The sequence below is a fragment of the Pseudomonas sp. FG43 genome (genome assembly GCF_057809175.1).
Window position 1 is genome coordinate 440,546 of the sequence record NZ_JBMDJL010000001.1, and the last position, 26,798, is coordinate 467,343.

The 26,798-nt window shown below is 59.4% G+C and carries 26 protein-coding genes; 12 read left to right on the top strand and 14 right to left on the bottom strand.

Features of this window, described 5'->3' with window-relative positions:
- From miaB to lnt, 5 genes are all read left to right on the top strand, one after another.
- Positions 1 to 1,332: a tRNA (N6-isopentenyl adenosine(37)-C2)-methylthiotransferase MiaB gene (miaB, locus tag ACODS3_RS02065; RefSeq protein ID WP_201018671.1), complete on the top strand. Its 1,332-nt coding sequence runs from the start codon at positions 1 to 3 to the stop codon at positions 1,330 to 1,332.
- 141 nt (positions 1,333 to 1,473) lie between these two features.
- Positions 1,474 to 2,496: a PhoH family protein gene (locus tag ACODS3_RS02070; protein ID WP_201007121.1), complete on the top strand. Its 1,023-nt coding sequence runs from the start codon at positions 1,474 to 1,476 to the stop codon at positions 2,494 to 2,496.
- Positions 2,489 to 2,989 (top strand): rRNA maturation RNase YbeY, encoded by a 501-nt coding sequence (ybeY, locus tag ACODS3_RS02075; RefSeq protein ID WP_489033037.1) that lies wholly within the window; start codon positions 2,489 to 2,491, stop codon positions 2,987 to 2,989. Before ACODS3_RS02070 ends, ybeY begins: the two co-directional genes overlap by 8 nt.
- Before the next feature lie 5 nt (positions 2,990 to 2,994).
- Complete coding sequence (locus ACODS3_RS02080; protein ID WP_201007118.1) at positions 2,995 to 3,837, top strand: CorC family transporter; 843 nt, start codon at positions 2,995 to 2,997, stop codon at positions 3,835 to 3,837.
- A 17-nt stretch (positions 3,838 to 3,854) separates the two neighbouring features.
- On the top strand, positions 3,855 to 5,375 hold the full coding sequence (gene lnt, locus ACODS3_RS02085) for an apolipoprotein N-acyltransferase (protein ID WP_304575572.1): 1,521 nt from the start codon (positions 3,855 to 3,857) through the stop codon (positions 5,373 to 5,375).
- 80 nt (positions 5,376 to 5,455) lie between these two features.
- Here lnt and ACODS3_RS02090 read toward each other — a convergent pair whose 3' ends face one another.
- On the bottom strand, positions 5,456 to 6,214 hold the full coding sequence (locus ACODS3_RS02090) for a YdcF family protein (RefSeq protein WP_304575573.1): 759 nt from the start codon (positions 6,212 to 6,214) through the stop codon (positions 5,456 to 5,458).
- Between the two features lie 84 nt (positions 6,215 to 6,298).
- Positions 6,299 to 6,670, bottom strand: coding sequence for a hypothetical protein (locus ACODS3_RS02095; RefSeq protein ID WP_201018667.1), 372 nt, complete (start codon positions 6,668 to 6,670; stop codon positions 6,299 to 6,301).
- A gap of 314 nt (positions 6,671 to 6,984) precedes the next feature.
- On the opposite strand from ACODS3_RS02095, the gene leuS reads away from it, so the two are divergent.
- The 5 genes from leuS to ACODS3_RS02120 all read left to right on the top strand — a co-directional run bounded on the left by leuS (position 6,985) and on the right by ACODS3_RS02120 (position 13,063).
- The gene (gene leuS / locus ACODS3_RS02100; RefSeq protein ID WP_489033041.1) at positions 6,985 to 9,591 is read left to right on the top strand and encodes a leucine--tRNA ligase; all 2,607 of its coding nucleotides are present in this window, start codon (positions 6,985 to 6,987) and stop codon (positions 9,589 to 9,591) included.
- An 89-nt stretch (positions 9,592 to 9,680) separates the two neighbouring features.
- A complete protein-coding gene (locus tag ACODS3_RS02105; RefSeq protein ID WP_201007109.1) occupies positions 9,681 to 10,286 on the top strand; it encodes an LPS-assembly lipoprotein LptE in 606 nt (201 codons plus the stop codon).
- A gap of 41 nt (positions 10,287 to 10,327) precedes the next feature.
- Positions 10,328 to 11,365, top strand: coding sequence for a DNA polymerase III subunit delta (gene holA, locus ACODS3_RS02110; protein ID WP_201018665.1), 1,038 nt, complete (start codon positions 10,328 to 10,330; stop codon positions 11,363 to 11,365).
- Between the two features lie 138 nt (positions 11,366 to 11,503).
- Positions 11,504 to 11,659 (top strand): alternative ribosome rescue factor ArfA, encoded by a 156-nt coding sequence (gene arfA, locus ACODS3_RS02115; protein ID WP_198728013.1) that lies wholly within the window; start codon positions 11,504 to 11,506, stop codon positions 11,657 to 11,659.
- An 84-nt stretch (positions 11,660 to 11,743) separates the two neighbouring features.
- Positions 11,744 to 13,063 carry a lytic murein transglycosylase gene (locus tag ACODS3_RS02120; protein WP_201007105.1) on the top strand — a complete coding sequence of 440 codons (1,320 nt, stop codon included), beginning with the start codon at positions 11,744 to 11,746 and terminating at the stop codon, positions 13,061 to 13,063.
- A gap of 69 nt (positions 13,064 to 13,132) precedes the next feature.
- Here the strand turns inward: ACODS3_RS02120 and lipA are convergent, their stop codons facing one another.
- From lipA to ACODS3_RS02180, 12 genes are all read right to left on the bottom strand, one after another.
- Positions 13,133 to 14,140, bottom strand: a complete 1,008-nt coding sequence (gene lipA / locus ACODS3_RS02125) for a lipoyl synthase (RefSeq protein ID WP_236124366.1) — start codon at positions 14,138 to 14,140, stop codon at positions 13,133 to 13,135.
- A gap of 1 nt (position 14,141) precedes the next feature.
- On the bottom strand, positions 14,142 to 14,789 hold the full coding sequence (gene lipB, locus ACODS3_RS02130) for a lipoyl(octanoyl) transferase LipB (RefSeq protein ID WP_201018664.1): 648 nt from the start codon (positions 14,787 to 14,789) through the stop codon (positions 14,142 to 14,144).
- Positions 14,789 to 15,064 carry a DUF493 domain-containing protein gene (locus tag ACODS3_RS02135; protein WP_025261966.1) on the bottom strand — a complete coding sequence of 92 codons (276 nt, stop codon included), beginning with the start codon at positions 15,062 to 15,064 and terminating at the stop codon, positions 14,789 to 14,791. The genes lipB and ACODS3_RS02135 overlap by 1 nt, the downstream gene beginning before the upstream one ends.
- An 89-nt stretch (positions 15,065 to 15,153) precedes the next feature.
- Positions 15,154 to 16,314 carry a D-alanyl-D-alanine carboxypeptidase family protein gene (locus ACODS3_RS02140; RefSeq protein WP_201007101.1) on the bottom strand — a complete coding sequence of 387 codons (1,161 nt, stop codon included), beginning with the start codon at positions 16,312 to 16,314 and terminating at the stop codon, positions 15,154 to 15,156.
- A 234-nt stretch (positions 16,315 to 16,548) separates the two neighbouring features.
- Positions 16,549 to 17,562, bottom strand: a complete 1,014-nt coding sequence (locus tag ACODS3_RS02145; RefSeq protein WP_201007099.1) for a septal ring lytic transglycosylase RlpA family protein — start codon at positions 17,560 to 17,562, stop codon at positions 16,549 to 16,551.
- Positions 17,562 to 18,581, bottom strand: a complete 1,020-nt coding sequence (gene mltB / locus ACODS3_RS02150) for a lytic murein transglycosylase B (protein WP_374005052.1) — start codon at positions 18,579 to 18,581, stop codon at positions 17,562 to 17,564. Before mltB ends, ACODS3_RS02145 begins: the two co-directional genes overlap by 1 nt.
- A 5-nt stretch (positions 18,582 to 18,586) precedes the next feature.
- Positions 18,587 to 19,690, bottom strand: coding sequence for a rod shape-determining protein RodA (gene rodA, locus ACODS3_RS02155; protein ID WP_201007142.1), 1,104 nt, complete (start codon positions 19,688 to 19,690; stop codon positions 18,587 to 18,589).
- Between the two features lie 31 nt (positions 19,691 to 19,721).
- Positions 19,722 to 21,617 carry a penicillin-binding protein 2 gene (gene mrdA, locus ACODS3_RS02160; RefSeq protein WP_201007095.1) on the bottom strand — a complete coding sequence of 632 codons (1,896 nt, stop codon included), beginning with the start codon at positions 21,615 to 21,617 and terminating at the stop codon, positions 19,722 to 19,724.
- A gap of 28 nt (positions 21,618 to 21,645) precedes the next feature.
- Complete coding sequence (gene rlmH / locus ACODS3_RS02165) at positions 21,646 to 22,113, bottom strand: 23S rRNA (pseudouridine(1915)-N(3))-methyltransferase RlmH (protein ID WP_025261972.1); 468 nt, start codon at positions 22,111 to 22,113, stop codon at positions 21,646 to 21,648.
- 9 nt (positions 22,114 to 22,122) lie between these two features.
- Positions 22,123 to 22,509, bottom strand: coding sequence for a ribosome silencing factor (gene rsfS / locus ACODS3_RS02170; RefSeq protein WP_201007093.1), 387 nt, complete (start codon positions 22,507 to 22,509; stop codon positions 22,123 to 22,125).
- A gap of 60 nt (positions 22,510 to 22,569) precedes the next feature.
- Positions 22,570 to 23,229 carry a nicotinate-nucleotide adenylyltransferase gene (gene nadD / locus ACODS3_RS02175; protein WP_201007140.1) on the bottom strand — a complete coding sequence of 220 codons (660 nt, stop codon included), beginning with the start codon at positions 23,227 to 23,229 and terminating at the stop codon, positions 22,570 to 22,572.
- Positions 23,230 to 23,251: 22 nt separating this feature from the next.
- Complete coding sequence (locus ACODS3_RS02180; RefSeq protein WP_201018662.1) at positions 23,252 to 24,523, bottom strand: glutamate-5-semialdehyde dehydrogenase; 1,272 nt, start codon at positions 24,521 to 24,523, stop codon at positions 23,252 to 23,254.
- 274 nt (positions 24,524 to 24,797) lie between these two features.
- On the opposite strand from ACODS3_RS02180, the gene ACODS3_RS02185 reads away from it, so the two are divergent.
- Both ACODS3_RS02185 and ACODS3_RS02190 read left to right on the top strand, forming a co-directional pair.
- Positions 24,798 to 25,469 (top strand): DNA-3-methyladenine glycosylase, encoded by a 672-nt coding sequence (locus ACODS3_RS02185; protein ID WP_201018661.1) that lies wholly within the window; start codon positions 24,798 to 24,800, stop codon positions 25,467 to 25,469.
- A gap of 3 nt (positions 25,470 to 25,472) precedes the next feature.
- Complete coding sequence (locus ACODS3_RS02190) at positions 25,473 to 26,789, top strand: bifunctional DedA family/phosphatase PAP2 family protein (protein ID WP_201018660.1); 1,317 nt, start codon at positions 25,473 to 25,475, stop codon at positions 26,787 to 26,789.
- The last annotated feature ends 9 nt before the right edge of the window (positions 26,790 to 26,798 follow it).

Here is a 26,798-nt window from a genome sequence, read left to right on the forward strand (position 1 = left end):
ATGGCCAAGAAGCTTTATATCGAAACCCACGGTTGCCAGATGAACGAGTACGACAGCTCGCGCATGGTCGATCTGCTGGGCGAACATCAGGCCCTGGAAGTCACCGCTCGCGCGGAAGATGCCGACGTGATCCTGCTCAATACCTGCTCGATTCGCGAGCGCGCCCAGGATCGGGTCTATTCCCAGCTGGGTCGCTGGCGCGAACTGAAACTGGCCAATCCCGAGATGGTCATCGCGGTCGGCGGTTGCGTCGCCAGCCAGGAAGGCGCGGCAATCCGTGATCGCGCCCCTTACGTGGACGTGGTCTTCGGCCCGCAGACCCTGCACCGCCTGCCGGAAATGATCGATACCGCACGCATCACCCGCCTGCCTCAGGTCGATGTGTCGTTCCCGGAAATCGAAAAATTCGACCACCTGCCGGAGCCGCGCATTGATGGCCCGAGTGCCTACGTGTCGGTGATGGAAGGTTGCAGCAAGTACTGCACATTCTGCGTCGTGCCTTATACCCGCGGCGAAGAAGTCAGCCGTCCGTTCGATGACGTATTGGCTGAAGTGATTCACCTGGCTGAAAACGGCGTACGCGAAATCACGCTGCTGGGCCAGAACGTCAACGGCTATCGCGGCACCACCCATGATGGCCGCGTCGCCGATCTGGCCGACCTGATCCGCGTGGTGGCGGCAGTCGACGGCATCGACCGCATCCGCTACACCACGTCGCACCCTCTGGAGTTTTCCGACAGCCTGATCCAGGCCCACGCCGAAGTGCCGGAGCTGGTCAAACACCTGCATCTGCCGGTGCAATCAGGCTCCGACCGTGTCCTGGCGGCCATGAAGCGCAACCACACCACGCTGGAATACAAGTCCAAGCTGCGCAAGCTCAAGGCTGCCGTGCCGGGTATCAGCATCAGTTCGGACTTCATCGTCGGCTTCCCGGGCGAAACCGAGAAAGACTTCGAGAACACCATGAAGCTGATTCAGGACGTGGGTTTCGACTTCTCGTTCTCGTTCATCTACAGCCCGCGCCCTGGTACTCCAGCCGCCGATCTGAAAGACGACACCCCGGAAGCACTCAAGAAAGAGCGTCTGGCGGCCCTGCAACATCGCCTGAACCAGCAAGGTTTCGAGATCAGCCGACAAATGGTCGGCAGCATCCAGCGCATCCTGGTGACCGATTACTCGAAAAAGGACCCCGGCGAGCTGCAAGGGCGCACCGAGAACAACCGGATCGTCAACTTTCGCTGCGATAACCCCAAGCTGATCGGGCAGTTTGCCGATGTGTACATTGATGACGCACAGCCGCATTCGCTGCGGGGTTCGCTGTTGCAGCAATGATTTCTTCGCGAATGAATTCGCTCCTACGGATGGCCCGGTGGGAGCGAATTCATTCGCGAACGACTTCAGACCTTTCGCCCAAGGTTCTCTAGGGGTATTCTTCAATTCATCTCAATTGCCGTCGGGCGGCTAAAAACGACCTTGAACGCTCCCACAGAACCTCATCGCTTTATCCTCGAACCTTTCGAGGCCCATCGTTTCGCCAACTTGTGCGGGCAACTCGACGAGCATCTGCGCTTGATCGAACAGCGCCTGAACATCGAGATCCGCAATCGCGGAAATCAATTCGAGCTCATTGGCGAATCCCGACAAACCACTTCGGCTGAAAACCTCCTGCGCCGCCTGTACCGTGAAACCAAAGGTACAGACCTGACGCCGGACATGGTTCACCTGTTCCTGCAGGAATCAGGCGTCGAAGGGCTGGACAACCATCCGGCCGCCGAAGTCGGCGTGGCACTGCGCACCAAAAAAGGCATGATTCGCCCGCGCGGCTTGAATCAGCAGCGCTACGTCAAGGAAATCCTCGGCAACGATATCAACTTCGGTATCGGCCCTGCGGGTACCGGCAAGACCTATCTGGCCGTCGCCTGCGCGGTGGATGCACTGGAGCGCGAGCAGATCCGCCGCATCCTGTTGGTGCGTCCGGCCGTTGAAGCCGGTGAAAAGCTCGGCTTCCTGCCCGGTGATCTGGCACAGAAGATCGACCCTTACCTGCGCCCGCTCTACGACGCACTCTATGAAATGCTGGGCTTCGAGTATGTCGCCAAGCTGATCGAGAAGCAGGTCATTGAAGTTGCACCGCTGGCTTACATGCGCGGGCGCACCCTTAATAACAGCTTCATCATTCTCGACGAGAGTCAGAACACCACCGTCGAGCAGATGAAAATGTTCCTGACCCGTATTGGCTTCGGCTCTACCGCCGTCATAACCGGCGACATTACCCAGGTCGACCTGCCCAAAGGCACGAAGTCGGGCCTGACACATGTCATCGATGTCCTGAAGGACGTGCCAGGCATCAGCTTCACCCACTTCAAACCCAAGGACGTGGTTCGCCATCCGCTGGTGCAGCGCATCGTCGAAGCCTATGAGCGCTTCGATGACCGCTTCAGCGACACGCAGACCAGCAGCTTCAATTCCTCACGGGATAGCCGCCGCGATGCTTGAGCTGGATCTGCAACTGGCAAGTGAAGAAAAAGCCCCCAGCGAAGCCCAGTTCCGCCTTTGGTGCGAGATGGGCTTGCGTCAGCGCAGCGCCGATTCGGAACTGACCATCCGTCTGGTCGATGAACCCGAAGGGCGCGAACTGAATCGCACCTGGCGACACAAGGATTACGCCACCAACGTGCTTTCCTTTCCTGCGGACGTGCCTGACGACCTGTTGGACATTCCGCTGCTGGGCGATCTGGTCATCTGCGTTGCAGTGGTCAATCGCGAAGCCCGGGAACAAGGCAAGACCGTTGATGCGCATTGGGCGCACATGGTCATTCACGGCTGCCTTCATCTGCTTGGTTACGACCATATCGACGATGAAGAAGCCGAGGAAATGGAAGCACTGGAACGAACGTTGCTTGAGGAGCTGGGCTATCCGGATCCTTATGCAGACGACGAAAGCGCCGAACATCAACATTCAGAAACAACAAGCAAGGATCACGAGTAAGGGCTATGAGCGAAGATCGATCGAGCAACGGACAAAAGTCATGGCTGGGGAAACTGACCCAGGCTTTTGTCCACGAGCCGAAAAACCGCCAGGAGCTGCTTGAGCTGCTGCGCGAAGCCCAACAGAACAAGCTGCTGGACAGCGAAGCGCTGGCCATTGTCGAAGGCGCCATTCAAGTGGCTGACCTGCAAGTACGCGACATCATGGTGCCGCGCTCGCAGATGATCAGCATCAAGGCGACCCAGACACCCCGCGAGTTTTTGCCTGCCGTCATCGATGCTGCGCACTCGCGCTACCCGGTGATCGGCGAGAGCCACGACGATGTACTCGGCGTGTTGCTGGCAAAGGATCTGCTGCCGCTGATTCTCAAGCCCAACGGCGACAGCGACGACATCAAAAGCCTGCTGCGCCCGGCGACATTCGTCCCCGAGTCAAAACGCCTCAATGTGCTGCTGCGCGAGTTCCGCGCCAACCACAACCACATGGCCATCGTCATTGACGAATACGGCGGTGTGGCAGGGTTGGTAACCATCGAGGACGTGCTGGAGCAGATCGTCGGCGACATCGAAGACGAGCATGACGTCGAAGAGGACAGCTACATCAAACCGCTGCCCAGCGGCGACTTCCTGGTCAAGGCCCTGACGCCTATCGAGAGCTTCAACGAGTTCTTCGACAGCGAGTTTTCCGATGACGAATTCGATACGGTCGGCGGGCTGGTCATGAATGCCTTCGGTCATTTGCCCAAGCGCAACGAAATCACCGAAATCGGTGCTTATCGTTTCCGCATCCTGAGCGCTGACAGCCGTCGCATTCACTTACTACGCCTGAGCCCTATCTCTCGCCCGTAACGTTTCAAGGAATAGACATGCGCTGGATAACCCGCCCCGGCTGGCCCGGTAACCTGCTGGCCGTGGCGGCTGGCGGACTTACGACCCTGGCCCTGGCGCCCTTCGACATCTGGCCTCTGGCTCTGGTGGCGGTGGCGTTCTTCTATCTGGGCCTGCGCGAGCTGAGCCCGCGCCAGGCATTCGTCCGGGGCTGGAGCTACGGTTTCGGCCTGTTCGGCGCAGGAACCAGCTGGATCTACGTCAGCATCAACACCTACGGTGGTGCCTCGCCACTACTGGCCGGCTTGTTGATGCTGTTGTTCATCAGCCTGATCGCCCTGTTCTTTGCCCTGCCGGCCTGGCTCTGGGCGCGCTGGATTCGTCGCAACGAAGCACCACTGGCCGACGCTCTGGCCTTCGCGGCACTGTGGACAGCACAGGAAGCCTTTCGCGGCTGGTTCCTGACCGGATTCCCGTGGCTGTATTCGGGTTACAGCCAGCTTCATGGCCCGCTGGCCGGTCTGGCACCTGTCGGCGGTATCTGGCTCATCTCCTTCGTCCTGGCTCTTACCGTTGCCTTGCTGAGCAATCTGCATCGTTTACGGGCACGCAAGTCCTTCCTCGCAGCAGGCGTGGTGCTATTGCTGGCCCCCTGGATTACCGGCATCGCACTCAAAGGCCATGCCTGGACCTCGCCTGCGGGCGCACCGCTGAAAGTCGCCGCGATACAAGGCAACATCGAACAAAGCATGAAGTGGGACCCCAAGCAGTTGAACGCTCAACTGGCGCTTTACCGCGACATGACGTTCAACTCGCAGCAGGCCGACCTGATTGTCTGGCCGGAAACAGCCGTACCGGTGCTCAAGGAGTCGGCGGAAGGTTATCTGACGATGATGGGCAAGTTTGCCGCGCAACGTGGCTCGGCCCTCATTACCGGCGTGCCGGTGCGTGAAGTGACCGAGCGCGGCGAGTCCCGTTATTACAACGGCATCACGGTAACCGGCGAAGGAGATGGTACCTACCTGAAGCAGAAGCTCGTTCCGTTTGGCGAATACGTGCCGCTACAGGACATTCTGCGCGGGCTGATCGCCTTCTTCGACCTGCCGATGTCAGACTTCGCCCGCGGCCCGAGCGACCAGAGCATGCTGCAGGCCAAGGGTTATCAGATTGCGCCGTTCATTTGCTATGAAGTGGTCTACCCGGAATTCGCGGCTGGCCTTGCGGCACAAAGCGACGTGCTGCTGACCATCAGCAACGACACCTGGTTCGGCACCTCCATTGGGCCGCTGCAACACCTGCAGATGGCGCAGATGCGCGCCCTGGAAGCCGGTCGCTGGATGATCCGCTCCACCAACAACGGCGTCACCGGCCTGATCGACCCGTTCGGCAAGATCACGGCACAGATACCGCAATTCGAGCGCGGCGTGCTGTATGGCGAAGTAGTCCCGATGCAGGAACTGACACCCTACCTGCACTGGCGCTCATGGCCGCTGATCATCGTCTGCGGGCTGCTGTTTGGCTGGGCCTTGCTGGCGGCGCGTATTGCGAAGACGGTATAGGGAAGGGAGCTACAAGCTACAAGCTACAAGCTACAAGCTACAAGCTTTTGACTTGAAGCTTGAAGCTTGAAGCTTGCGGCTCAATACATTGCTCTATAAAACAATTGCCCCAGCGCTTCATTGATCAACCACAAGCTCTGCATGAACGCCTTGGCTTCCGGCATCCAGCCGCCCAGTGGCTGGTCATTGGCGCCGCTCAGGAATCCGACGGGAGCGGCCACAACGGTGAAGCCCGCCTCCTCGAAGCTCCACCGTGAGCGCGCCATGTGCCAGGCCTGAGTCACTACCACGACCCGCTTGATACCCAACGGCTGCAATATGTCGGCTGTCATCGTCGCGTTTTCCCAGGTGGTGCGGCTAAGCCCTTCCTGCCAGCGCACCGCAACACCAAAGTCATCTTGAAGCGATTGCGCCATGATCGCCGCCTCGCTCGGAGGCTCACCGAAATGCAGGCCGCCCGTGGTCAGAATCGGTAAACCGGATGCCTTCGACAACTGCGCAGCAAAACGCAACCGCTCCAGCCCGACACCCGTGGGCGTATCGGCCCCCCAGGCCGGATCATTGCGCTCGCGCCCGGCGCCCAGAACCACAATGGCATCAGCCTGCTGCGCCAGCGTCGCCCACTGCTGGCGCGACAAGGGCTGCTCGTTTTCCAGACCTCGCGCAGCCCACTCAACCGCCACAGGAAGAGTCATCACCCAGAGGCCGCCCAGGCCAAGCGTGAAACAGACAGCCGCGATACGCGGGCGGGAGCGGCGCAACCACCAGGCACTGGCCAGCAACAGAAAGAAAATACCCGGTGGTAAAAGAAGGGATTTGAGTATGTAGCGTATAGGCATCGAGCATCTCCAGAGATGCCCGAAGCCTATGTTTTTTATAACTAAGCAGCAATGCTTATAAAGCGGACCCGCAGCCCGCGATGGTTAAAGCTTGAACGTGGTATTTGAAGTGTAACGGCCTGACCCCGTCGACGCCCTTGCCCGCCTCTTGTCCTTCAGCCAGATGATTCTGGCGGACTCTTTGGGCGACGCTATCGACTGAGCCTGCTCCGGCGAAACAATAAAACTGCCCTCTGACTTACCCTTAACAGCCCCGCTCGCCTCCATCGTCCCTTTCTCAAGGTAGGCCTCGATAAACTCCAGCTCGGCATTGCTTAAACCTTCAAGTTCAAGCTCGACGGGCGACTCGTTACGGAGTCGAACCGCAGTGTTGGCCGTTTCCAGAGCAAGCCCCAGACGATGGATCAAACGTTCATACAGCTCAGGAGTGCTTACTGTGTGCTGCAACTCTGTCATCCGCTCACCTCTTTGAAGATAAGAACATACCCTCGCTATTGAGCTTAGCGCTGCTGTAAAAACAGGCGTGATACTGCGACCAACGGCCAGATAGAGCCGTCTGAACGGTTTTTGGAGGAGCGGTGCAACAATCAGCGTTTCCCTCGGTAGACAGCGCTCATGTATGCTACGGCGCTTCCTGTAATTCCACTTCCGCTCTCCATGAGCCTGTACGCACCGAAAAGACAGTCACGATTGTCCGGCAAAGGGTGCCAAGCTGACTCGGCGAAGCAATGAAGAGGTCAAGGGTCACCAATCTTTAGTAAAAAGTAGCCATGCACGAACTCTATCAGCCCCGCGAAATCGAAGCCGCCGCCCAAGCCTTTTGGGAAGAGCAAAAGTCTTTTGAAGTCAGTGAGCAGCCAGGCAAGGAAACCTACTACTGCCTGTCGATGTTTCCTTACCCGAGCGGCAAGCTGCACATGGGTCATGTGCGCAACTACACCATTGGCGACGTGATCTCTCGCTACCAGCGCATGCAAGGCAAGAATGTCCTTCAGCCACTGGGCTGGGATGCCTTCGGCATGCCTGCGGAAAACGCCGCGATCGACAACAACGTCGCGCCGGCCAAGTGGACTTACGAAAACATCGCTTACATGAAGGCCCAGCTCAAGAGCCTGGGTCTGGCCATCGACTGGTCCCGTGAAGTGACCACCTGCAAGCCTGATTACTACCGCTGGGAACAATGGCTGTTCACTCGCCTGTTCGAGAAAGGTGTGATCTATCGCAAGAACGGCACCGTCAACTGGGACCCTATCGACCAGACCGTACTGGCCAACGAGCAGGTCATCGACGGGCGCGGCTGGCGTTCGGGCGCGCTGATCGAGAAGCGCGAAATCCCGATGTACTACTTCAAGATCACGGCCTACGCCGATGAGCTGCTGCAAAGCCTCGACGAGTTGCCGGGCTGGCCTGAACAGGTCAAGACCATGCAGCGCAACTGGATCGGCAAGTCCCGTGGCATGGAAGTCCAGTTCCCTTACCATCAAGCCTCGATTGGCGAAGCCGGCGCGCTGAAAGTATTCACCACCCGCCCCGACACCCTGATGGGCGCCACCTACGTGGCCGTGGCCGCCGAGCACCCGCTGGCGACCCTGGCGGCGCAAGGCAATGCCGAACTGCAAGCCTTCATCGATGAATGCAAGAGCGGCAGCGTCGCCGAAGCCGACGTCGCCACTCAGGAAAAGAAAGGTCTGCCGACCTCTCTGTTCGTCGAACATCCACTGACCGGTGAAAAACTGCCGGTGTGGGTCGCCAACTACGTGCTGATGCACTACGGCGACGGCGCGGTCATGGCCGTACCGGCTCACGACGAGCGCGATTTCGAGTTCGCCACCAAGTACAACCTGCCGATCAAGGCCGTGGTCCGCACCAGCGCGGGCGACGAGACACCAGCGCCGTGGCAGGAAGCTTACGGAGAGCATGGCGAGCTGATCAATTCCGGCGAATTCGACGGCCTGAACTTCCAGGACGCTTTCGACGCCATCGAAGCCGCACTGCTCAAGAAGAACCTGGGCCAGTCGCGTACCCAGTTCCGCCTGCGCGACTGGGGCATCAGCCGTCAGCGCTACTGGGGCTGCCCGATCCCGATCGTGCATTGCAACACCTGCGGCGACGTGCCCGTGCCACAAGATCAACTGCCGGTCGTACTGCCTGAAGACGTCGTACCCGACGGTGCTGGCTCGCCACTGGCGCGCATGCCCGAGTTCTACGAGTGCAGCTGCCCGAAATGCGGCGCACCGGCCAAGCGTGAAACCGACACCATGGACACCTTCGTCGAGTCCTCCTGGTACTACGCACGCTACGCTTCGCCGCACTACGAGGGCGGTCTGGTCGAGCCGAACGCAGCCAACCACTGGCTGCCGGTGGATCAGTACATCGGCGGTATCGAACACGCGATCCTGCACCTGCTGTATGCGCGCTTCTTCCACAAGCTGATGCGCGACGAAGGCCTGGTAACGTCCAACGAGCCGTTCAAGAACCTGCTGACCCAGGGCATGGTCAACGCCGAAACCTACTTCCGCATGGAAGCCAACGGCAAGAAGACCTGGATCAATCCTGCCGACGTAACCCTGGAGCGCGACTCCAAGGCCAAGGTCATCAGCGCGGTATTGACCAGCGACGGCCTGCCGGTGGAAATCGGCGGCACCGAAAAGATGTCGAAGTCGAAGAAAAACGGCATCGACCCGCAAACCATGATCGATCAGTACGGTGCAGATACCTGCCGCCTGTTCATGATGTTCGCCTCGCCGCCTGACATGAGCCTGGAATGGTCCGACTCCGGCGTCGAAGGTTCGCACCGCTTCCTGCGCCGCGTATGGCGTCTGGCTCAGGCCCATGTTGGCCAGGGCCTGCCGGGCAGCCTTGATCTGACGACCCTGAGCGACGACCAGAAAGCCATTCGCCGCTCCATCCATCAGGCAATCAGGCAGGCGAGCCAGGATATTGGTCAGAACCAGAAATTCAACACGGCCGTCGCTCAGGTGATGACCTTGATGAACGTGCTGGAAAAAGCCCCTCAGGCCACTGCCCAGGATCGTGCATTGCTTCAGGAAGGTCTGGAAACCGTTGCGCTGCTGCTGGCTCCGATCACGCCGCACATCAGCCATGAGCTGTGGAAACAGCTGGGGCATGAGAATGCAGTCATCGATGCGGGCTGGCCGAAGCTGGATGAAAGCGCACTGGTACAGGACAGCCTGCAACTGGTGATTCAGGTCAACGGCAAACTGCGTGGCCAGATCGAAATGCCAGCCAGCGCCAGCCGCGAAGAAATCGAAGCGGCTGCACGGGTCAATGAAAACGTACTGCGCTTCATCGATGGCCTGACGATCCGCAAGGTGATCGTAGTGCCTGGCAAGCTGGTCAATATCGTCGCAAGCTGATTGGATCGGGCGCCAGGCAGAGGTCGGGCACCAGACATATTTCCAGGGGCTGCAAGGTCGGCCCAAACGGATTCAAGGGGAGCATCAAGATGATCAAACGCAATTTGCTGGTAATGGGCCTCGCAGTGTTGTTGAGTGCCTGTGGCTTCCAGCTGCGTGGTACCGGCACCAACGAGCTGGCGATCAAGGAACTGGATCTCAGCGCACGCAACCAGTACGGCGAGACGGTCACCCAGCTCAATCGCACGCTGACCAACTCGGGCGTCAAGATCTACACCGGCGCGCCATACAAGCTGATCCTGACCAACGAGGCCGAAACCCAGCGCACCGCCAGCTACTCGGGCTCCGGTCGCTCGGCCGAGATCCAGCTGACCTCTACGCTCAACTATGAAATGCGTGGCGAGAAAGACCTCGTCCTGCTGGGCGATAAAGTCAGCGTGGACAAGATCTACTCCCACGATGGCAACAACCTGACCGGCTCCGATAACGAAGCCCAGCAGGTGCGCAATGAAATGCGTAGCGAACTGGTTCAAAAGATGATGGCTCGCCTGCAACAACTGACGCCGGAACGTCTGGCGCAATTGCAGCAAAAGGCCAACGACATCGCCAAGGCTCAGGCCGATGCTCTGGAAGCCGCTCAACGAGTGCGTGACGAGACGCCTCAACAGTCGCCTCTCGAAATTCCAGGCAAGTAAGTGTCCGGGGCCAGCTTGCTGGCCCTGACATTATCTGAATCATGAAACTCGCTCCCGCCCAACTCAACAAGCACCTGCAAGGCGCACTTGCGCCTGTGTACGTGATCAGCGGCGATGACCCGCTACTCTGCCAGGAAGCCGCCGACGCCATCCGCACGGCAGCACGCCAGCAAGGTTTTGACGAACGCCAGGTATTCAGCGCCGACGCCAGCTTTGACTGGGGCACGCTGCTGCAGGCGGGCGCCAGCATGTCGCTGTTTGCTGAACGCCGCCTGCTGGAGCTGCGCCTGCCTTCGGGGAAACCCGGCGACAAAGGCGCTGCCGCGCTGATGGAATACTGCGCCAACCCTGCCGAAGACACGCTGCTGCTGATCAGCCTGCCCAAGCTGGACGGCAGCGCTCAGAAGACCAAGTGGGGCAAGGCGCTGATCGAAGGCGCACAGACCCAATTCCTGCAGATCTGGCCGGTTGATATCGGCCAGTTACCGCAGTGGATTCGCCAGCGCCTTTCCCAGGCCGGGTTGTCCGCCACTCAGGATGCCGTCGAGCTGATTGCTGCGCGTGTCGAAGGCAACCTGCTGGCCGCAGCGCAGGAAGTCGAAAAGCTCAAACTGATGGCCGAAGAAGGACAGATCACCGTCGACACCGTGCAAGCAGCGGTGGCTGACAGCGCTCGCTTCGATGTTTTCGGCCTGACCGATGCGGTACTCAATGGCGAAGCAGCACATGCCTTGCGCATTCTTGAAGGTCTGCGCGGCGAGGGTGTCGAGACGCCAGTGATTCTCTGGGCGCTGACCCGCGAGCTTCGGGTACTGGCCAACATGTCATTGCAATACAGCCAGGGCATACCGCTGGATAAAGTCTTCAGCTCGGCCCGACCGCCGATCTGGGACAAGCGCAAACCCCTGATGAGCAAAGCCTTGCAACGCTACTCGGCCAAGCGCTGGGGACAGTTGCTGATGGATGCACAACGTATCGACGCACAAATCAAAGGCCAGGCCGCCGGTTCGCCCTGGAGCAGCCTGAGTCGGTTGGCCCTGTTGATGGCAGGTCAACGTCTCCCTCTGCCCGCCGAATAGCGAACAGACTGCGCAGGAGCGACGTTGGGAGCAAGCCCGGAGCAGCAGACTGCGAATCCATAGCACACAACTATTAGACAGACGCCCCGCCCTGCCTGATCATGCGCACCGTTCACCCCCACCCGAGAGTACCCCGCCATGAGCAAACCGAAGCGGCCGAACAAGGCCAAGTCCATCATTGCCCAGCCATTGTTCCGCAGTCGTCAGGAACGACCAGCCAAGGGCAAAGGCAGCTACCGCCGCGAAGCCTTCCAGTCTAAAAGCTGGGAGGCTTCTTGCTTTCTGGCTGCGTGATAAAGAGCAACAACCCTCCAGGCGCTTTCAACCGCCCAGCCGTGTTAAGGTCTGCATCTGTCGGTAATCCCTTTGGACCCAAGCATGCCTTCTTGTTTTACCCATCCCTGGCAGTTGCGCCAACTCATCGCCGCCTCCAGCCTTATCGCTCTGGTAGCTTGCGCAGAAAAACCCACTGCTGCCGATGCCACTCCGCTTCAAGCCAGCAAGCCCCAGGCGGTTGCGGTGCCAACACCGACGCTGGTTGTCGATGAGAACCTCACGATCCAACCCGTCATCAGTTTCTCGGAATGGCAGGCAGGCTTTCGTAATCAGGCACTCAGAGCAGGCATCCGCGCAGACATATTCGACCGCGCATTCAGCGGCGTGACACCGGACATGAGCGTGGTCAAGGCCGACCGTAGCCAGCCGGAGTTCAGCCGCCCGGTGTGGGAATATCTGGACGGCGCAATTTCTGCTGCACGGGTACGCAAGGGCCAGGCCCTGCTTTCCCAGTACAGCACCGACCTGCAAAACATCGAACAGCGCTATGGCGTTGATCGTCAGGCATTGGTCGCGGTATGGGGCATGGAGAGTAACTTCGGGCAATTCCAGGGTTCGCAATCGGTGATCCGCTCACTGGCTACGCTGGCCTACGAAGGCCGCCGCCCAGACTTCGCCCAAAGCCAGTTGCTGGCGGCACTGGAAATCCTCCAGCACGGCGATATCACACCAGACAAGATGATCGGCTCCTGGGCTGGCGCCATGGGGCAAACGCAGTTCATACCGACCACCTACAACACTCATGCAGTGGACTTCGACGGTGATGGTCGCCGCGATATCTGGAACACGCCTGCCGATGCCCTGGCCTCCACCGCTCACTACCTGCAAAGCTCCGGCTGGCAGCGTGGCCAGCCGTGGGGCTTTGAAGTGGTGCTGAGTTCGGACTTCGACTATGCCTTGGCTGACGCATCGACCCGCAAGAGCCTGCCGGAATGGCAAAAACTCGGCCTGAAGCTTCCCGATGGCTCGGCATTGCCTCTCGCTGCCAGCCAGCAACAAGCGGCACTGCTGCTGCCTGCCGGCTATCGGGGTCCGGCCTTTCTGGTGCTGGACAACTTCCGCGCCATTCTCAGATACAACAATTCGACGTCATACGCCCTGGCGATCAGCCTGTTGTCCGACCGTTTCAAGGGTGGCGGTTACGTTGTAGGCAATTGGCCTCGCACAGACCTGCCGCTGAGCCGTTCTGAGCGCATCGAGCTGCAAACCCTGCTGTCGGCCCGCAAATACGACGCAGGCGCTCCAGACGGGATTATCGGCGCCAATACCCGCAAGGCGATTCGCAGCGCCCAGCAATCCTTTGGCTGGCCTGCCGATGGTTATCCGACTCACGAGTTGCTGAACAACCTGCGCAAACCCTGACGTACCACCATAAAAAAACGGGCCGGATATCACTATCCGGCCCGTTTTTCATTGCCTGCCAAATGCCCGTCAGAGCAGTGTCTTGGCAATCTTGGCCTGTTCGTCTGCATGATACGACGAACGCACCAGCGGCCCGGAAGCCACGTTCTTGAAGCCCATCTTGTAACCTTCCTCGGCGAACCAGGCGAAGGTGTCCGGATGCACGAAACGCTGGACCGGCAAGTGGCTGCGCGAAGGCTGCAAGTACTGACCAAGGGTCAGCATGTCGATATCGTGTTCACGCATGCGCTGCATGACTTCGATGACTTCGTCGTCGGTTTCACCCAGACCCAGCATCAGCCCGGATTTGGTCGGCACGTGCGGCACCATCTGCTTGAAACGTTGCAGCAGGGTCAATGACCACTGGTAATCCGAACCCGGACGCGCAGCCTTGTACAGGCGCGGCACGGTTTCCAGGTTGTGGTTGAACACATCCGGCGGCTCGGCCGCGGTGATTTCCAGCGCTACGTCCATGCGGCCACGGTAATCCGGGACCAGGGTTTCGAGCTGGACATTCGGCGACAGGGCACGGATTTCACGGATGCAGTCGGCAAAGTGCTGCGCACCGCCGTCGCGCAGATCGTCGCGATCCACCGAGGTGATAACCACGTACTTGAGGCGCAGATCGGCAATCGCCACCGCCAGGTTCTTCGGCTCGTCGGTGTCCAGAGGCTTCGGACGGCCATGGCCGACGTCGCAGAACGGGCAGCGACGGGTGCAGATGTCACCCATGATCATGAAGGTCGCGGTGCCGCCAGAGAAGCACTCGCCCAGGTTCGGGCAGGATGCCTCTTCGCAAACGCTGTGCAGCTTGTGTTTGCGCAGTAATTGCTTGATACGGTCGACCTCCGGGGAAACCGGGATCCGGACGCGAATCCAGTCAGGCTTCTTGGGCAGTTCAACTGTCGGGATGATCTTGACCGGGATGCGTGCGACTTTTTCAGCACCGCGCAGCTTCACGCCCGCTTCGACTTTCGGACGGGGGGCGCGCTCGGAAACATCCAGCGTCGGGATCAGGGTTTGCACGGTGTCAGTCATATCATTCTATTCCGCCCGTAAGGGTCGCCTGCTCAGCATAGTCGAGGTGTTTGACGAGCTGCGCACGCAGCCGGGCACTTACCTCGGAAAATTCCATCTTCCCTGCGTGATCGCGCAACTGGGTCATTGCCAGCCCGGCATATCCACAGGGGTTGATGCGGCGGAACGGCTCCAGGTCCATGTCGACGTTCAACGCCAGTCCATGAAATGAGCAACCGTTACGAATACGCAGGCCGAGAGACGCGATTTTCGCGCCGTCGACATATACGCCTGGGGCATCGGCCTTGGCCGCCGCCGTCACCCCATAACTGTCCAGCAAGGCGATAAGGGTGTTTTCGATCCGGGTGACCAGATCACGAACCCCAAATCCAAGGCGCCTGACATCGAGTAACAGATAGGCAACCAGCTGGCCGGGGCCATGATAGGTCACTTGGCCTCCACGATCGACCTGTACGACAGGAATATTGCCCGGCAACAGCAAATGCTCCGCCTTGCCGGACTGTCCCTGGGTAAAGACCGGTGGATGCTGCACCAGCCAGATTTCATCGGCGGTGTTCCGGTCACGCCCATCGGTGAAGCGCTGCATGGCATGCCAGGCGCTTTCGTAATCGATCAGCCCAAGATCACGAAAGCCCAGGATTTCGCCCATCAGAGCACCATATGCACGACACCCGTAGCGCGAAGAGCACTATTGATATCGCGCAACTGGTCTTCGCCGGTGGCGACGATATGCAGTTGTACGGTGGTGTACTTGCCGTTGCTGCTCTGACGCTCGGCGAGCGTGGAGACGTCGATTTTCGCGTGCTTGCCGAGAATCTCGATCACCGCAGCAGTAAAACCCACGCTGGTGTCGCCGATCACCTTGATCGGGTAGTCATCGCAGGGGAATTCGATTTTGTGCGACTTGACGTCGGTATCGGTCATGGCAGTAAAGGTCTCACAAGCCGTGACGACGGACACGCGACCCGCTCAGAAAGCAGGTCGCGAGAAGGTCGGCATTGATTACTAGAAGGTCAGTTGAACAAGCCGTAGAAGAACAGGCGAATGCTATCCCACACGCGGCGGAAAATACCACCTTCCTCGACAGCTTCCAGTGCGATGAGGTTGGCAGTATGCACAACCTTGTCTTCCTTCTTCACTTCAACCTTGCCGATCACGTCACCCTTGGCAATTGGCGCAACCAGTTGCGGGTTCATGGTCATGCTGGCGCTGAGTTTCTTCATGTCGCCTTTGGGCATGGTCATGCTCAGGTCTTCTGCCAGACCGGCCTTGACCTGACGGGTGGTGCCTTTCCAGACGGACGCCTGGGCCAGCTCGGTGCCCTTCTGGTAGAAGTTCTGGGTTTCGAAGAAACGGAAACCGTAGGTCAGCAGCTTCTGGGTTTCAGCCGCACGGGCCTGCTCGCTGTTGGTGCCGAACACCACGGCGATCAGACGCATGCCGTCACGCACTGCCGAGGACACCATGCAGTAGCCGGCTTCTTCGGTGTGACCGGTTTTCAGGCCGTCGACGGTCTTGTCGCGCCACAGCAGCAGGTTGCGGTTAGGCTGCTTGATGCCGTTCCAGAAGAACTCTTTCTGCGAGTAGATCGCGTAGTGAGCCGGGTCTTCGTGGATGATGGCGCGCGCCAGCGTTGCCATGTCATGAGCAGACGAATAGTGCTCAGGGTTCGGCAGGCCGGTCGGGTTCATGAAGTGGCTGTTGGTCATGCCCAGATCGCCAGCAGTCTTGTTCATCATGTCGGCGAAAGCGTCTTCGCTGCCGGCAATGTGCTCGGCAACTGCAACGCTGGCGTCGTTACCCGACTGGATGATAATGCCGTGCAGCAGGTCGCTGACCGTCACCTGGCTACCAACCTTGATGAACATCCGGGAACCGCCTGTACGCCAGGCGTTTTCACTGACGGTCACCGGATCGTTCTCGCCGATCTGGCCGCGACGGATTTCCAGGGTCGCGATATAGGCAGTCATCAGCTTGGTCAGGCTCGCAGGAGCCAGGCGCTGATCACCATTGTTTTCAACCAGAACGTTGCCGCTGGAGGCATCCATCAGCACGTAGGACTTGGCGGCCAGTTGCGGCGCAGCAGGCGTCATCTGTTCTGCGGCCCAGGCAGCCGGGGCGATAATCAGTGGCACAAGCAGGCACAAACGTTTTGCAAAGGTGGTGATGTTCATCCGTCTCTCGAAATTGCTAATGGGCAAACATGCCCTCACGGGCAAAGCGGAACAGGCCGGCGAAGCGCATGCACTTCACTGCGGCCCGTGGCGCCAGGCTAAAGCCCTGGCTGACAAGATCGCCTGTTCGACACACGATCCTGCGGGCAGTGCCTGCAACACTTGCTCTGACGGCAAGTCCGCATTGCGGGCCACTGCAAATCGCTCTTCATACCGCCAAGAACGACTGTTCATTCAATCCAGTGTTACAAGGCTCGGCTGACCAAGGTTGGCCGATCTGACACTATCCTGCAATTGCTGGGCTTCACCCTGCGTGCCTATCGGCCCCATCCTGACCCGATAAAGCGTCTGTTGATTGCGGGCTATCGAACTCACGAAAACCGGCGCCCGAACCATCCCGCTCAGTTTCGACCTCAGGAGCTCGGCAGCGTCTGGATTCGCGAAGGCTCCCACCTGGAGAAATAGCCCAGAGGCTTGTCCGGAAGCGTTTTTTTTTGCGTCAGCCTGCAAAGGCACGGCTGGCGCAGCGTGTTGCTGGGGCGGCGGTGTGTATTGCTCGACAGTCCCGGTAGAGGCTGTAAACGCTGGCGTAGCGGCCTGAGCCACGACTTGTGGCTGATCAAGCGCCAGGGGCGCCGGACGACCACGTTGCGCCCACCATTCCTGTGGATCGATACCTTCGACCTTGACCCGCGCAGTACCGCTTTCGGCATAACCGAGCTTCTTAGCGGCCGCGTAGGACAGGTCGATGATCCGGTCGGAGTAGAACGGCCCACGGTCGTTGACACGCAGAATCACCGTGCGGTTGTTGTCCAGGTTGGTCACCCGGACATAACTGGGCAGCGGCAGGGTCTTGTGAGCGGCGCTCATGCCATACAGGTCATAGACCTCGCCATTGGCGGTGTTCTGGCCATGAAACTTGGTGCCATACCAGGAAGCCGTACCCGAGGCGACATAGCGTTTGGATTCGCTCATCGGGAAATAGGTCTTGCCCAGTACCGTGTAAGGGTTGGCCTTGTAGGCACCGGTGTGGACAGTTGGCGTGGCATCGGGGATGCGCGAGACATCGACATCCCACCAGGGAGCCCCGTCCTTGTGCGCGCGGTTGATATCCAGCCCTGGTGCAGAACGCACGGCTGTGCCGCTCTGCTGTGGCGAACGCGAAGTGGACGAGCAACTTGCCATAAGCAATGCCAGCCCCGCATAAGCCAGCAATTTCAAAGGTGTACGAATCGGCAATGGCCGCATTACTTCACGCCTCGAGCTTGAACCAACGATTCAGACAGCTGATACACGGCCATGGCGTACATCACACTGCGGTTATAACGGGTGATTACATAAAAATTGTTCAGCCCCATCCAGTATTCGGGGCCTTGCTCGCCTTCAAGGCGAAATGCCGTGACAGGCAGGTCATCGCGCAGCGCATCATGACTCGCCCAGCCCAGACCTCGCAACTCCCCGACCGACATGATCGGGTCCAGGCCAGGGCTCAGCCCCTCATCGACCCGACTGCCACGTGCCGAGGCACGACTGACGACACGCTGCCCGGCCACCCAGCCATGGCGCTTGAAGTAGCTGGCAACACTGCCGATGGCATCGTCCGGATCGGTCCAGATATTGATATGCCCGTCACCGTCGAAATCCACGGCATAAGCACGAAAACTGCTCGGCATGAACTGCGGAAGGCCCATCGCACCGGCGTAGGAACCCTTGAGGGTCAGAGGATCGACCTGCTGTTCACGCGCCAGCAGCAGGAACTCGCGCAGTTCCTTGCGGAAAAACGGGGCGCGAGGCGGATAGTCGAAGCCCAGCGTGGACAGCGCATCGATTACCCGATAGTTGCCGGTGTTGCGGCCAAAGAAGGTTTCGACGCCAATGATCGACACGATGATCTGCGCAGGCACACCATATTCCTGCTCGGCACGGGCCAGAGCAGCCTCATGCTGACGCCAGAAATCGACGCCACGCGCGATACGGGCATCGGTAATGAACATCGGACGATATTCTTTCCATTGCTTGACCCGTTCGGCTGGGCGGGAAATGGCATCGAGAATAGGCTGTTTGCGCTCGACCTCGCGAAACACGCTCATCAACTGTTCACCGGCAAAACCGTACTCGCGAGTCATCTCACCGACAAATTCGGCCACCTGAGGTGAACCCTCGTAGTCGCCAGCGATAGCCTCTTGTACGGTTCCAAGAACGCTCACCAGACCGACCACCGGAGCATATCGAGCCCAGTTGCGAACTACCTGCATTGAATTCTTCACCTTAATCAAACCTGAGCGATCCATTTACGATGTGTATGGATCGACATCAAAACCCCAAACGCTGACAGCAGCGTCACGAGCGAAGTTCCGCCATAACTAATGAAAGGCAGCGGCACACCTACAACCGGCAGCAGGCCACTGACCATACCGATATTGACGAATACATAAACAAAAAATGTCATTGTCAGCGCCCCGGCCAGCAGCTTGCCGAACAGGGTCTGGGCTTGCGCAGTGATGACTAGGCCACGCCCGATCAACAGCAGGTAGATGACCAGCAACGCACAGATCCCCACCAGCCCGAACTCCTCGCCCAGCACCGCAATGATGAAGTCGGTGTGGCTTTCAGGCAGGAAGTCCAGGTGCGACTGGGTGCCCAGCAGCCAGCCCTTGCCGAATACACCGCCGGAACCGATGGCCGCCTTGGACTGGATGATGTTCCAGCCCGTGCCCAGCGGGTCGCTTTCCGGGTCGAGAAAGGTCAGTACCCGCTGCTTCTGGTAGTCGTGCATGAAGAAGAACCACATGGCGACAGCCGCTGGCACGGCAGCGGCCAGCACGCTGATGATCCAGCGCCAGCGCAGCCCGGCCATGAACAGTACGAAAGCACCGGAAGCCAGGATCAGCAAGGAGGTGCCCAGGTCAGGCTGACGCACGATCAGCACAAAGGGCACACCGATCAGCGCAAGACTGACCGCCACATGCTTGAGCTGCGGCGGCAAGGTGCGCTTGGACAGATACCAGGCGATGGTCGCCGGCATGATGATTTTCAGGAACTCCGATGGCTGGAAACGAATCACCCCTGGAATGTTGATCCAGCGGGTAGCGCCCATGGCGTTGTGACCCATCACATCCACCACCACCAGCAACAGCACGCCCATGACATACAGAACGGGCACCCAGCGCGCCATGAACCGCGGCTCGAACTGAGCGATGACCAGCATTGCGGTCAACCCGATACCGAATGAACTGGCCTGTTTGATCAGCAAGTCCCAGTTCTTGCCACTGGCCGAATACAGGACGAACAGGCTGCCCGCCGCCAGCGTCAGCAGGATGACCAGCAACGGGCCATCGATATGAATACGTTGCAGAAAGGTCGCACGGCGACGCATCACATCTTCGCTGGAAAGGATGCGGTCGAAATTACTCTTCACGGGCCGCAGCCTCCGGATTCAGGGAGCCGGCGTACTCAGGCTTGAGTGCGCCATTCTGGTCGAGCAGCCAGGCATCCATGACCTGACGGACCACAGGAGCCGCGACGCCAGAGCCGGACTCGCCGTTCTCCACCATCACAGCAACAACAATCTTGGGGTTGTCGGCTGGCGCGAAGCCCACGAACAAGGCGTGGTCGCGATGACGCTCCTGGACCTTGGTGCGGTCATACTTTTCACCCTGCTTGATGGCCACAACCTGAGCAGTACCGCTTTTACCGGCGATTCGGTATTGCGCACCAATGGAAGCCTTGCGCGCCGTACCCCGCGCACCGTGCATCACTTCCTGCATGCCATGGTTGACCCTGGCCCAGTTGGCCGGGTCGCGCAGGATGATGTCCGGCATCGGGTTGTCGTCCACCGGCGCCTTGCCTTCGATGCTCTTGGCCAGATGCGGCCGGTTCCACTTGCCCTTGTTGGCAACCAGCGCAGTCGCCTGGGCCAGTTGCAGCGGCGTGGCCTGCATATAGCCCTGACCGATTCCGAGAATCAGCGTCTCGCCGGGGAACCACGCCTGACGACGGGTCGCTCGCTTCCAGTCCCGTGACGGCATCAGGCCAGGAGACTCCTCGAACATGTCCAGGGACACCTTCTGCCCGAGCCCGAACTTGTTCATGTAGCTGGATAACCGATCAATGCCGAGTTTGTGCGCAAGATCATAGAAGTAGGTGTCATTTGAACGCATGATCGCCACATCCAGATCAACCCAGCCATCACCGGTGCGGTTCCAGTTGCGGTATTTGTGGTCATAGTTCGGCAATTGGTAATAACCGGGGTCGAATACCCGAGAGCCCGGCGTCACGACACCAGCATCCAGCCCGGCAATCGCGACCGCAGGCTTGATGGTCGAGCCCGGTGGATAAAGGCCACGCAGGATACGGTTGAACAGCGGTCGGTCGATGGAGTCGCGCAGCTCGGCGTAAGCCTTGAAGCTGATGCCGGTGACGAACAGGTTCGGATCGAAACTCGGGGCGCTGACCATCGCCAGAACCTCGCCGGTATTGGGGTCCAGCGCCACCACGGCACCACGACGACCGCCCAGCGCAGCTTCGGCCGCTTCCTGCAGATTGATATCCAGGCTCAGGACAATGTCCTTGCCGGGAATCGGATCGGTGCGCTTGAGAACACGCAAGACACGACCACGGGCGTTGGTCTCGACTTCTTCGTAACCGACCTGACCATGCAGTTCGTCTTCGTAGAAACGTTCGATACCGGTCTTGCCTATATGGTGCGTGCCACTGTAGTTGACGGGATCGAGGCCCTTGAGTTCTTTCTCGTTGATCCGGCCCATGTAACCGACCGAATGCGCAAAGTGCGGCCCTTGGGGATAGTGCCGGACCAGTTGCGCCACCACCTCGACGCCGGGCAGGCGGAACTGGTTCACGGCAATAAGGGCAATCTGCTCTTCGGTCAGCTCGAACAGGATGGGTACAGGCTCGAATGGCCGACGCCCCTGCTTCATGCGCTTTTCAAAGATGATGCGGTCATCGGGCGTGAGTTGCAGCACTTCGACAATGGTGTCGAGCACCTTGGACCACTCGCCGGCACGCTCGCGGGTCATGCTCAGACTGAAACTTGGCCGGTTATCGGCAACCACAACCCCGTTGCGGTCGAAGATCAGGCCGCGACTCGGAGGAATCGGCTGGACGTGAACGCGGTTGTTTTCCGAAAGTGTCGAGTGGTAGTCGTACTGAATGACCTGCAGGAAATACAGGCGTGCAATCAGGACGCACACCAGCAACATGATGGCCACTGCCCCGAACACGACCCTGCTGCGCACCAGACGTGCGTCTTTTTCATGGTCTTTTAGGCGGATCGGCTGAGGCATCTAGGGCGCGTTCACAGTAAAGGCAATGCTACTTGTGATAAGGGTGCCCGGACAGAACTGTCCAGGCGCGATATATCTGCTCACCGATCAGGATACGCACCAGCGGGTGCGGCAAGGTCAGTGGTGACAGCGACCAACGCTGCTCGCTGCGTGCGCAAACCTCTGGAGCAAGACCTTCCGGCCCTCCGACCATGAGGTTTACCGTGCGCGAATCCAGACGCCAGCGGTCAAGCTCGCTCGCCAGCTGTTCGGTGCTCCAGGGCTTGCCCTGCACTTCAAGCGTGACGATCCTCTCACCCGGTTGCACCTTGGCCAGCATGGCTTCACCTTCCTGACGGATCAGGCGTGCCACGTCGGCGTTCTTGCCACGGGTATTGAGCGGAATTTCCACGAGTTCAAGCGCAAGTTCGGAAGGAAGACGCTTGGCGTACTCATGCCAACCCTCTTCCACCCACTTGGGCATACGCGAACCAACGGCGATCAGGCGCAGACGCACAGCGATGCCTTATTCGTGGCCCGGAGTGTGGTGCGCAGCGCTGGCTGCACGGCTCTGCTCGGCACCTTGCCACAGACGCTCCAGGTCATAGAACTGGCGTGCAGCAGCGGTCATCACGTGAACGACGACATCACCCAGATCCAGCAGAACCCAGTCGCTGTCGCCCTTGCCTTCTTCGCTCAGCGGCATCAGGCCGGCAGCCTTGACCTTCTCGCGAACGTTATCAACCAGCGCGTTGAGCTGGCGGTTGGAAGTACCGGTGCAGATCAGCATGTAATCAGCGATGCTGGTCTTGTCGCGCACGTCGAGTGCCAGAATGTCCGAACCTTTGACGTCTTCCAGTGCAGCCGTTGCCAGTGCTACGACTTCTTCACTACTCAGTTTTTGCTTTGTCATAAAAAACTCATTCAGCTCATATGTGTGGAAACGCCCAAACGCTTATCTATAAAAGCAGTTTCAGAGCGTCCCATCAGTGTTCGGCGCACAGTAAAGCCTGTGCACATCGATATAGGCCAGTACCGCGTCTGGCACCAGAAAACGTACCGACTTACCGCTGGCCAGCAGTTGACGGATCTGGGTGGCAGACACCGACAACGGCGTCTGCCAGACGAATGTAATGTGTCCACCCGGCCCTTTCAGGGCCTTCGGATCGCTGACTGCGCGTGCCGCCAGCAGGTTGCGCATGGCATCAGGCGACTCGCTGTCGGCGTCCGGGCGTTGCAGCACCACGATATGGCAGTGCTCCAGCAGTTCTTCCCACCGATACCAGGTGGGCAGCCCGCAAAAGGCATCCCAGCCCAACAACAGAAACAGCTGGTCCTCTGCGGCCAGTTCGGCCCGCATCGATTCCAGAGTGTCGATGGTGTACGACGGTTTATCCCGTTTCAGCTCACGGTCATCCACCGTCAAGGGTGACACACCGGCCACCGCACACCGGACCATCGCAAGACGATCCTGTGCAGTCACACTCGGCATGTCGCGATGTGGCGGCCTGGCGCTGGGCGTCAGGCGCAACTCATCGAGTTCAAGCAGCTCGGCCACTTCCAGTGCGCCGCGCAAATGACCTATATGTACCGGGTCGAACGTTCCCCCCAGCATGCCGATACGTCTGGGCAAGGCTGCTACGGGCTCGCTCAAGTCAGGCAGGCTCCTGGCCACGCAATTGACCGTCACCGATCACGATGTATTTCTCGCAGGTCAGGCCTTCCAGGCCGACAGGGCCACGGGCATGCAGCTTATCAGTAGAAATGCCGATCTCTGCACCCAGACCGTACTCGAAGCCATCCGCGAAACAGGTCGGAGCATTGATCATCACCGAACTGGAGTCGACTTCCGCCATGAAACGGCGAATCTGGCCCTGCTGCTCGGAAACGATGGCATCGCTGTGATGCGAACCATAGTGGTTGATATGCTCGATGGCTTCGTCCAGACCGGTTACCACACGAATCGACAGAATCGCCGCCAGATATTCGGTGTGCCAGTCTTCTTCGGTCGCAGGAATCGCATCGATCAGTTCGCGGGTGCGCTCACAGCCACGCAACTCGACGCCCTTTTCATGGAAGCGGGCAGCCATTGCAGGCAGGAACTCGGCAGCCACGGCCTGATCCACCAGCAGGGTTTCCATCGAGCCGCAGATGCCATAACGATAGGTCTTGGCATTGAAGGCGATGTTCTGAGCCTTTGGCAAATCAGCATAGGCACTGACATACACATGGCAGATGCCGTCCAGATGCTTGATGACCGGCACACGGGCGTCACGGCTGACACGCTCCACCAGCCCCTTGCCGCCACGAGGCACGATGACGTCCACATACTCGGGCATGGTGATCAGCGCGCCCACGGCATCGCGGTCTGTCGTTTCGACAACTTGCACCACACCCGAAGGCAGACCGGACTCGGCCAGACCGCGCTGGATGCAGGCAGCCACCGCACGGTTGGAGTGAATGGCCTCGGAGCCACCGCGCAGGATGGTCGCGTTCCCGGACTTGAGGCACAGGCTCGCGGCATCGATGGTCACGTTCGGGCGCGACTCATAGATGATTCCGACAACGCCCAGCGGCACACGCATCTTGCCGACCTGAATCCCCGAAGGCCGATAACTCATGTCGCGAATTGCACCAACCGGGTCCGGCAGACTGGCAACCTGACGCAACCCGACGATCATGCTGTCGATACGTGCGGGGGTCAGGGCCAGGCGTTCGAGCATGGCGGGAGCCAGGCCATTGGCGCGACCTGCGTTCAGGTCAAGCTCGTTGGCGGCGGACAACTCGGCGCGGGCTTCGTCCAGAGCGGCGGCAATGGCCTGCAGAGCGCGGTTCTTCTGCGCAGTGCTGGCACGACCGATCACTCGCGAAGCTTCGCGGGCGGCGCGACCCAGGCGGGTCATGTAGTCAAGAACGGACTCACTCATGGTCTCAGAGGTCTTGGCAGATAAGAAAGCGGCCGATTATAGCTGTCACGCCGCACGAACGACAGCGCAGACAGGCGGATGGTCGATAACAGTGCAAAAAATGACCATGTCGGGCTTATTTCACCCTCATACGGCCCTTCACGATGAAAGATTGCGAGTAAACCTGCACTTTTGTCATTTCCAGAAACAACAAAGTTGGCCTTCAAGGTACATTCAGCTGCATTTAAGACAGCGCTTGTTATGATCTGCGCCCTCTCACTTCATGTGTCCGCCTATGCCCGTTGCTCTTGCCGACAGCTTTTTCCATCGAGATGCCCAGGTCCTGGCCCGCGATCTTCTGGGCAAGGTCATCCGGCACAAGGTCGGTGAGCTGTGGCTGGCAGCGCGCATCATTGAAACCGAAGCCTATTACTGCGCCGAAAAAGGCAGCCATGCCTCGCTGGGCTACACCGAAAAACGCAAGGCGCTGTTTCTGGATGGCGGGCACATCTACATGTATTACGCCCGTGGCGGAGACTCGCTGAACTTCAGCGCCGAAGGGCCAGGCAATGCCGTGTTGATCAAGTCCGGCTTTGCCTGGGTCGATGAACTCAGTGATGCCAATGCCCTGGCACAGATGCAATTGAACAACCCGGATGCCAGCGGCGCCTTTCGCGCACCGGAGCGGTTGTGCGCAGGCCAGACGCTGCTGTGCAAGGCCATGGGCCTGAAAGTGCCGGTCTGGGACGCCAGGCGCTTCGATCCGCAAAAGCTGCTTGTCGAAGACATTGGCCAGACGCCGAAGCTCATCGTTCAAACCACTCGCCTGGGTATTCCCCATGGCCGCGACGAGCACCTGATGTACCGCTTCGTCGATGCCGAATACGCCCGCTTCTGCACGCGGAACCCACTACGTCGCGGTCAGGTCGAAGGCCGCGACTATTTTCTAATCCCTCAAGGAAACTGATCCATGGGCGAACTGCTCGATGGCATTACTGGCTGGTTGACCGCGAACCCGTCGTGGGTAGCGATAGCGATATTCGTGGTGGCATTCATCGAGTGTGTCGCGATTGCCGGGATCGTCGTGCCAGGCACTGTTCTGATGTTCGCCATCGCAGCACTGGCGGGCAGCGGCATTCTGTCGTTGAGCGAAGTGCTGCTGCTGGGTTTTCTCGGGGGCCTGCTGGGCGATGCAGTGTCGTACTTCATCGGCAAGCACTTCCATCAGAATATCCGCCAGTTACCCGGCCTGCGTCAGCACCCGGAATGGCTGACGGGCGCAGAAACCTACTTCCATCGCTACGGCATCGCCAGCCTGCTGGTGGGTCGCTTCATCGGTCCGTTGCGCCCGATGCTGCCCATGATTGCGGGCATGTTCGACATGCCCTTCCCGCGCTTTGCCATCGTCAGCATCATCGCAGCCGCTGGTTGGTCGATCGTTTACCTGATGCCGGGCTGGGCAGCAGGCGCGGCCATTCGCCTGCCATTGCCTGAGGGTTTCTGGAGCGAAGCCGCATTCATTGGCGCGGGCCTGGCCATTCTGTTCGGGCTGAGCATTCAAAGCAGCATCCGCAAGCAGCGCCATGCGACCAAGGTGATTGCCTTGTTGAGCGTGCTGATGCTGGCCGGACTGCTGATCGGCTGGCCGTACCTGAACCATTTTGACCAGGGCCTGATGACGCTTGTCCAGGAGCATCGCAGCGCGACGGCCCAGAATATCGTCCTGCTGGTCACCAGCATTGGCGACTTCAAAGCCCAACTGCTCGCTGCAGCACTGCTGATCATTGTTCTGCTGATAGCCCGGCAATGGCGCCACGCCGCCTTCGCTCTCGCCACAACGCTGGGCACAGCCGTGGCGAACGGCACGCTCAAAACGTTTTTTGGCCGCGCCCGTCCGGACGTACTGCTCGACCCTCTGACCACCTACAGCATGCCCAGCGGACATAGCTCGGCTGCGTTTGCGCTGTTCATGACACTGGCGGTACTGGCCGGACGTGGACAACCGATCAGGCTGCGCCTGACCTGGCTGCTGCTGGGCGGGGTTCCCGCGCTGGCCATTGCCTTGTCACGGGTTTATCTGGGGGTCCATTGGCCGACGGATATCCTGGCCGGGATGATGCTGGCGTTCTGTATCTGCGCCGCAAGCCTGACCCTCATCCAGCATCAGACGCCGTTGCCAGCCATGTCGGCAAAAGTATGGTGGCTGATCGTACCGGCCATAACCGGTCTGCTGGGCCTGTTTGCAGTCAATGCATTGGCCCATGCGACATTGCGATATCAGTATTGAGGTAGTGGC

Coding starts and splice junctions, on each gene's coding strand:
- lipA (WP_236124366.1), bottom strand. CDS start 14,140: ATGACTGACACCGTGCAAACCCTGATCCCGACGCTGGATGTTTCCGAG.
- lnt (WP_304575572.1), top strand. CDS start 3,855: ATGCGCTGGATAACCCGCCCCGGCTGGCCCGGTAACCTGCTGGCCGTG.
- ACODS3_RS02180 (WP_201018662.1), bottom strand. CDS start 24,523: ATGAGTGAGTCCGTTCTTGACTACATGACCCGCCTGGGTCGCGCCGCC.
- ACODS3_RS02105 (WP_201007109.1), top strand. CDS start 9,681: ATGATCAAACGCAATTTGCTGGTAATGGGCCTCGCAGTGTTGTTGAGT.
- mrdA (WP_201007095.1), bottom strand. CDS start 21,617: ATGCCTCAGCCGATCCGCCTAAAAGACCATGAAAAAGACGCACGTCTG.
- lipB (WP_201018664.1), bottom strand. CDS start 14,789: ATGGGCGAAATCCTGGGCTTTCGTGATCTTGGGCTGATCGATTACGAA.
- arfA (WP_198728013.1), top strand. CDS start 11,504: ATGAGCAAACCGAAGCGGCCGAACAAGGCCAAGTCCATCATTGCCCAG.
- ACODS3_RS02090 (WP_304575573.1), bottom strand. CDS start 6,214: ATGCCTATACGCTACATACTCAAATCCCTTCTTTTACCACCGGGTATT.
- ACODS3_RS02190 (WP_201018660.1), top strand. CDS start 25,473: ATGGGCGAACTGCTCGATGGCATTACTGGCTGGTTGACCGCGAACCCG.
- rsfS (WP_201007093.1), bottom strand. CDS start 22,509: ATGACAAAGCAAAAACTGAGTAGTGAAGAAGTCGTAGCACTGGCAACG.
- ACODS3_RS02185 (WP_201018661.1), top strand. CDS start 24,798: ATGCCCGTTGCTCTTGCCGACAGCTTTTTCCATCGAGATGCCCAGGTC.
- leuS (WP_489033041.1), top strand. CDS start 6,985: ATGCACGAACTCTATCAGCCCCGCGAAATCGAAGCCGCCGCCCAAGCC.
- ACODS3_RS02095 (WP_201018667.1), bottom strand. CDS start 6,670: ATGACAGAGTTGCAGCACACAGTAAGCACTCCTGAGCTGTATGAACGT.
- ybeY (WP_489033037.1), top strand. CDS start 2,489: ATGCTTGAGCTGGATCTGCAACTGGCAAGTGAAGAAAAAGCCCCCAGC.
- ACODS3_RS02120 (WP_201007105.1), top strand. CDS start 11,744: ATGCCTTCTTGTTTTACCCATCCCTGGCAGTTGCGCCAACTCATCGCC.
- ACODS3_RS02140 (WP_201007101.1), bottom strand. CDS start 16,314: ATGAACATCACCACCTTTGCAAAACGTTTGTGCCTGCTTGTGCCACTG.
- rodA (WP_201007142.1), bottom strand. CDS start 19,690: ATGCGTCGCCGTGCGACCTTTCTGCAACGTATTCATATCGATGGCCCG.
- ACODS3_RS02145 (WP_201007099.1), bottom strand. CDS start 17,562: ATGCGGCCATTGCCGATTCGTACACCTTTGAAATTGCTGGCTTATGCG.
- ACODS3_RS02135 (WP_025261966.1), bottom strand. CDS start 15,064: ATGACCGATACCGACGTCAAGTCGCACAAAATCGAATTCCCCTGCGAT.
- holA (WP_201018665.1), top strand. CDS start 10,328: ATGAAACTCGCTCCCGCCCAACTCAACAAGCACCTGCAAGGCGCACTT.
- ACODS3_RS02080 (WP_201007118.1), top strand. CDS start 2,995: ATGAGCGAAGATCGATCGAGCAACGGACAAAAGTCATGGCTGGGGAAA.
- miaB (WP_201018671.1), top strand. CDS start 1: ATGGCCAAGAAGCTTTATATCGAAACCCACGGTTGCCAGATGAACGAG.